Annotated in this window: 2 protein-coding genes and 2 pseudogenes; all 4 read right to left on the bottom strand. The window is 68.6% G+C overall.

Annotated features, from left to right (window positions below):
* Nucleotides 1-283, bottom strand: a pseudogene (locus tag ACFWF3_RS25570) (hypothetical protein); the annotation flags it as partial.
* Nucleotides 284-492: 209 nt separating this feature from the next.
* A complete protein-coding gene (locus ACFWF3_RS25565) occupies nt 493-1,278 on the bottom strand; it encodes a universal stress protein (protein WP_378991820.1) in 786 nt (261 codons plus the stop codon).
* Nucleotides 1,279-1,407: 129 nt separating this feature from the next.
* Complete coding sequence (locus ACFWF3_RS25560) at nt 1,408-3,861, bottom strand: heavy metal translocating P-type ATPase (RefSeq protein WP_379315796.1); 2,454 nt, start codon at nt 3,859-3,861, stop codon at nt 1,408-1,410.
* Between the two features lie 133 nt (nt 3,862-3,994).
* A pseudogene (locus tag ACFWF3_RS25555) lies at nt 3,995-4,501 on the bottom strand (cysteine--1-D-myo-inosityl 2-amino-2-deoxy-alpha-D-glucopyranoside ligase); the annotation flags it as partial.

Below are 4,501 nucleotides of genomic sequence, written 5' to 3'. Positions count from 1 at the left end.
GAATGAAGCCTTGGAAGCCGAGGATGCCACCGGGGGCGAAGGTCGGCAGGATCTGCACCTTGCGCGGCAACAGCGGGAAGATCGTTTTCAGGCCCGGCACGTAGAAGCCGGTGAACCGCACCGGCGCGAACAGCATGATCACCCCGGTCCAGTTGGTGATCAGACCGGCCATGGCACTGAAAATCGGGATGGTGATCATGTCGACCCAGAACTTGCTCAGACCGGTCGTCTTCTCCCAGTCCAGCAGGCCGAAGAAACCCGCCGCCTCGATCCCAGCATTCATCCGGCGTCCACTCCGTTGTGTGGCGAACATCGCGCGTACGGTCATCATAGGCGACCGAACTCCCCGGTCCGGGCAAGTTCCGCGGTTACCCGCTAAACCGGAGCAAACACCTGATCAGACCGGACTCGGCGATCCCGTTCGAACGGCAATCACCACGCGTGGTGTCACCAGTGGGTGGCCGACACCTCCTGCACGCGAGGGCCGATGACTCAGTGCGTGGTGTTGACCAGCAGCAAGTTGGTGTCGATGTCGTGGGTTACCTTGTTGGCCACCGAGCCCAGAAGACGTGCGGGACCGCTCATTCCACGGTTGCCGATCACGACCAGATCGTATTTCCAGGCCGAGTTGCAGATTGCCTCCGCTGGGGGGACCCCGGTGAGGATGTCGCGTCCGAACAGTTCCGGGTCCTCGACCGCGATCTGACCTTCGACGTCGATCAGGATGTCGGCACCATCGTCATCGGTCTTGGCCGAAGCCACCAGGAACGGGCGCGCACCCAGCGCCAGGGCGAGCTCGTAGCCGCGACGGACCGCGGTCAGCGAACTCGCCGATCCGTCGGTGGTGAGCCCGATGGTGGTCCAGCGTTTGGGGACCTTGTTGGTGAACACGACGTCGGTCTGACTGTGGTGGGAGACGTGATTGGCGGTCGAGCCGAGCAGTCGCGCCTTGGAACTGCCCAGGCTGCCGCCACCGATCACGAGCAACGTGGCGGGTTCACGTTCGGCGATCTCGAGCAGCAACGCGCCTGCCGTGCCGTCGAGTTCGGTGCGGGCGACCTCGGTCACCCCGGCTTCGAGCAGGGCTTCGGCGGCCGCCCGAGTGTTGGCTTCGGCCCATTCGGCGTCGGTGGCCGACTTGCGCCCCGCGTCCTTCCACACACTCACCGCGGTGACCGCGACACCGAGGCGCATCGCGAACTCCCCCGCCACCGCTACCGCCGTCTGCGCGGCCTCCGAGCCGTTGGTTCCCACGACGATGCGCTGATAGCACCCCATGTGACGCTCTCCGATCGACGGCAGGTCAGCTGCGCTGTGGCCCACAGTATAAGCGCAGCACACTGCGGGCAACCGGCGCGGTGGCGCCTGTCCGCGACGTCGCGGGCCACCTTGGGCTGCGGGCGGCCCTCACTTGTGCTGGGGCGCGGAGGGCAGCGACAGACGTTTGAGGTGTAACGCGTTGAGAGCGACGATCAGGCTCGACCCCGACATCGCCATCGCGGCGATCTCCGGGCGCATGGTCAGACCCCACGGGGCGAAGACACCGGCCGCGACGGGCAGGGCGATGCCGTTGTAACCGACTGCCCAACCCAGGTTCTGGCGTTCCTTGTGGACCGTGCCGCGACCGATACGCAGGGCCGTCGACACCGCGTACGGGTCCGAGCGCATGAGCACCACGTCGGCGGTTTGGATGGCCACGTCGGTGCCTGCGCCGATGGCGATACCGAGGTCGGCGCGGGCCAGGGCGGGCGCGTCGTTCACCCCGTCGCCGACCATCGCGACCTTCTTACCGGTGCGTTGCAGATCGGCGATCCGGTCGGCCTTGTCCTTCGGTAGGACATCGGCGATCACGGTGTCGATGCCGAGGTCGCGGGCGATGCGTTCGGCGGTGCCTGCGTTGTCACCGGTGAGCATGACCACGCCGACACCGAGGTCGTGCAGTGCCCGCACGGCGTCGGCGGAGGTCGGGCGTGCGGCGTCGGCCAGCGCGATCACCGCGTGCGCGTGACCGTCGACGGCGACCAGGACTGCGGTGTGGCCCGAGGCCGCCAGTTCGTCACGGTGTTTCGCCAACTCGCCCAGCTCGATGTGGTCGGCGTCGAGCAGTCCGCGGTTGCCCACGATTACGTGCTGCCCGTCGACCGTGGCCGTCGCGCCGCGGCCGGCCACATTCTGGAACCCGGTGGCCGAAAGGGTGTCCACACCATGGGCTTTCGCGTAGTCGACGATGGCCTCGGCGAGGGGATGCTCGGATTCGAGTTCCACCGCCGCGGCCAGTGCCAGCACCCGGTCGGTGTCCACGCCGGGCGCGGTGATCACGTCGGTGACTTCGGGTGCGCCCGTGGTGAGGGTGCCGGTCTTGTCCAGCACCACCACGTCGATGCGCGCCGCGTCCTCCAGCGCTGTCGCGTTCTTGAACAGCACACCACGTTCGGCGCCGAGCCCGGTGCCGACCATGATCGCCGTGGGTGTCGCCAGCCCGAGCGCGTCCGGGCAGGTCACCACCACCACGGTGATCGCGAACAACAGTGCTGTGCTCAGCGAAGCACCGACGAGCAACCACACCGCCAGGGTGGTCAGGCTGCCCAGCAGCGCGACCAGGGTGAGCCAGAACGCGGCCCGATCGGCCAGCCGCTGACCCGGAGCCTTCGAATTCTGTGCCTGCTGCACCAATTCGACGATCTGAGCCAGAGCGGTGTCGGACCCGACCTTGGTGGCCTGCACCCGCAGGCTGCCGGTGGTGTTGATGGTCGCGCCGATCACCGCCGAACCCGGCTGCTTGGGCACCGGCATGCTCTCGCCGGTCACCATCGACTCGTCGACCTCGCTCGACCCGTCCAGCACGGTGCCGTCGACGGCGATCTTCGCGCCGGGCCGCACCAGCAGCACGTCACCCACCCGCACGTCGGCGGTCGGCACCCGCACTTCCTGACCGTCGCGCAGCACAACGGCTTTCGGCGGCGACAGATCCAGCAGACTCGTCACCGCGTCGCCGGCGCCGCTGCGCGCCCGCATCTCGAACCAGTGGCCCAGCAGCACGAATGTCGCCAGCATCGTGGCGGCCTCGTAGAACACTTCACCGCCGCCGGTGAACGTCACATACAGCGAATACAGCCATCCCGTCCCGATACCCACCGAGACCAGCACCATCATGTCGAGGGTGTGGGCCTTCAACGCCGCCCACGCCCCGGTGAAGAAGATCGTCGAGGAGTAGAAGATCACCGGCACGCTCAGGACGAGCATCCAGATGTCGGCGCGCATCCCGAACGGGACGGGCAGGTGCAGGCCGAGCATGTGGGTGGCCATCGGCGACCAGAGCATCACCAGGGTGGAGAAGACCAGCGCGACCAGGAATCGGTTGCGCATGTCGCGAGCCATGTCGTCCATCGACATCGACGCGTGCCCGCCGTGCTCGTGCCCACCGCCGTGCGCGGCTTGGGGCTGATCCCGACTCGGCACGCGATGACTCGGGGACTCGCCGTGCGAGGGCATCGCAGGCGGCGCATGGCCGACCACGGAATCGGCGGACTGCTCGGGTGCCGTGGCGAATTCGGCACCGTGCGGGGCGGGCCGTGTATGCGTGGTCGGCTCGCTCGCCGGGTCGCAGACGTGGGTCGGGACCGAGCGTCCCGCGCAGTGATAGCCACAGTCGCGGACCCAGGTGCGCAGGTCGGCGACGGATGTTCGGGTGGGGTCGTAGGTGACAGTGGCGGTTTGGGCGACCGGATTGGGGTCGACAGCGATGACGCCGGGCCGGTGGCGCAGCCCGTTGGTCAGTCTCCCGTGGGAGCTGGCGCGCAGTTGCCCACCCACGTGCAGGACGGTGGTGGCGGAGGCCGGTTGATCCTGCGGGTCGGGCATCGCCGCTCCTGTCGCCGGTCGTGCACACGACGCGACAGCGCCCCGCGCTTCACTTCCCGGCGACTCTACCGGCGGCGTGTCACAGGTCGGCGCGGCATCAGGAAGGGCCTCGCCGCGCTGACCAGCGATCGTGTCAGAGACTGACGCCCAGGAGCGCGTCGACGGCGGCGCGGATCAGGGCGGGGGCTTCGGTGTCGGCGCCGCCGTAGGCGATGGCCTGTTCTGCCCAGTTGTCGATCGCGTCGAGTGCCTTCGGCGTGTCGAGATCGTCGGCCAGGTGCCGGCGCAGCCGGGCGACGGTGTCGGTGGCCGAGGGGCCCGAGGTCAGCGACACGGCCTCACGCCAGCGGTCGAGGCGGTGCTGCGCGGCGGTGAGGACCTCGTCGGTCCACATACGGTCGGCGCGGTAGTGACCGGCGAGCAGGCCGAGGCGGATCGCGGCGGGATCGACACCGGCGCGGCGCAGCTTCGACACCAGGACGAGGTTGCCCCGGGACTTCGACATCTTCTCGCCGTCCAGGCCGATCAGGCCGGCGTGCACGTAGTGGCGGGCGAAGCGGCGGGCGCCGGTGATCGCCTCGGCGTGCGCGGCAGAGTACTCGTGGTGGGGGTACATCAGGTCCGAGCCGCCACCCTGGAT

Source organism: Nocardia sp. NPDC060220, from assembly GCF_042727815.1.
In the GTDB taxonomy this organism is placed as follows: domain Bacteria; phylum Actinomycetota; class Actinomycetes; order Mycobacteriales; family Mycobacteriaceae; genus Nocardia.
The sequence above is the reverse complement of the archived record's forward strand: the minus strand, read 5'-3'. Positions and strand labels throughout refer to the sequence as shown.